This window comes from Lysinibacillus sp. fls2-241-R2A-57 (assembly GCF_030209535.1).
Lineage (GTDB): Bacteria > Bacillota > Bacilli > Bacillales_A > Planococcaceae > Lysinibacillus.
Map to the genome: position 1 here is coordinate 1 of NZ_JARVRU010000125.1, position 1767 is coordinate 1767.

Annotated in this window: 1 protein-coding gene; it reads left to right on the forward strand. The window is 41.0% G+C overall.

The features are described 5' to 3' along the window. Positions 1–114: 114 nt before the first annotated feature. Positions 115–1392, forward strand: a complete 1278-nt coding sequence (locus QRN68_RS18520) for an IS110 family RNA-guided transposase (protein WP_285398378.1) — start codon at positions 115–117, stop codon at positions 1390–1392. Positions 1393–1767 lie beyond the last annotated feature (375 nt).

Consider the following 1767-nt stretch of genomic DNA (forward strand, 5'->3'; position numbering starts at 1 on the left):
AGGAGCATTCCTGTTAGAAAGATTTTCAGGGGCTTGAAAAATAAAAAGCCCTCTTGTATGATGCATGAGTGTCAACGGCAAATTGACTCATCATCACACAGGAGGACTCCATTTATGCATTCTAATACGAACTATAAAATTAATCAAGTCACTGAAAACACTTTAGTCATCGGAATCGATATCGCCAAGAAAAAGCATTATGCTTGTGCCATCGACGAACGAGGACGTGTGCTTCAAAAATCATTTTCTTTCTCTCAATCAAGAGAAGGTTTCGATGCTTTTTATGAAAAAGTACTCGCGTTACGTGCTACACATGAAAAAAGCGAAATTCTCGTAGGGTTTGAACCTACTGGGCACTACTGGATGAACTTAGCCGCATACCTTACCCTTCATGGGATTCCGTTTGTCATGGTAAATCCTCATCATGTCAATCGTTCAAAGGAATTGGATGACAATCTTCAAACGAAGAATGATCAAAAGGATGCCCTTGTCATTGCACGATTAATGCGTGATGGACGTTTCAGTTATCCACGTATTCTAGAGGGCGTAGAAGCTGAATTACGAAATGGTGCAACGCTACGCTCCAAAATCCAAGAAGATCTGAATGCCTTACAAAATCGCATCATTCGTTGGATTGATCGTTTCTTTCCGGAATTTATGACAGTGTTCAAAGACTTCGGAAAAATGGCCTATGCAGCGCTTGAAATGACGCCACTACCCAGTGATATCCAAGGGAAGACGCCAGAAGAGTTATTGTTTATGTATCGCCAAGTGAAAGGAATGAAATCGCCCCAACTACCAAAAGCGAAACAATTAGTTGGGGTAGCACAGCACTCTATTGGACTGACAGAGGGACTCGTGATGGCACGAATAGAAATTGCCACACTCCTCACACAGTACAAATTAATGCGAAGCCAAATAGATACCTTAACAGAACAGCTAAGTAAGCTAGCAAAAGAAATGACAGACTATGAGTACTTAAATTCCGTCCCAGGCATCAGCGACGTAACGATTGTCGAGCTACTTTCAGAAGTCGGTTCACTCACACAATATGAACATCCACGCCAATTAATCAAACTAGCGGGACTCACATTGCGTGAAAACTCTTCTGGGCAACACAAAGGACAAAAACGGATATCCAAGCGAGGAAGAAGGAAGTTACGGGCTCTTTTATTTCGAGTCATGATGCCATTACTTCGTCACAACGAAGCTTTTAAGAAATTACATGAATATTACACCACACGCTCTATCAATCCACTTCGAAAGAAGCAATCGATTGTCGTGCTCTGTGGAAAGTTACTGAAGATTTTACACACTTTATGCAAGAAGAAAGTGAATTTTGATGTGAGCCATATGATGAAAGACCTGAATTGTCTCGAAAAGGCAGCCTAGCAACATCAAAGCTCGACCTACAACAAAAGGATGACACGGAGAAGCCGGCATTATTTATTCCATCCGACTGCGAGTCCCTATAGGAGCATCGCCAGCCTCTGCCTTATGAATAGACCGAACGAAGGAATGTATGCGCAAGGACGCCAAGAGACATGGGAGGGTACGTCATCATAAGCATCGCAGAGATCCATAGTGCATCACATAGTGGAATTGAAAGTTAATTTTAACCAATTAGCTTTAGCGAAGCGTACTCACTAAATGACAAATTATTTAAGAACAAGAAAAGACTATGTAAAAATCGTGATAAAAAAATTTTTTTAACTATCTTAAAAACGGGTCAAACCGTTGATATACCAACATTTATAGAGGGAGGAA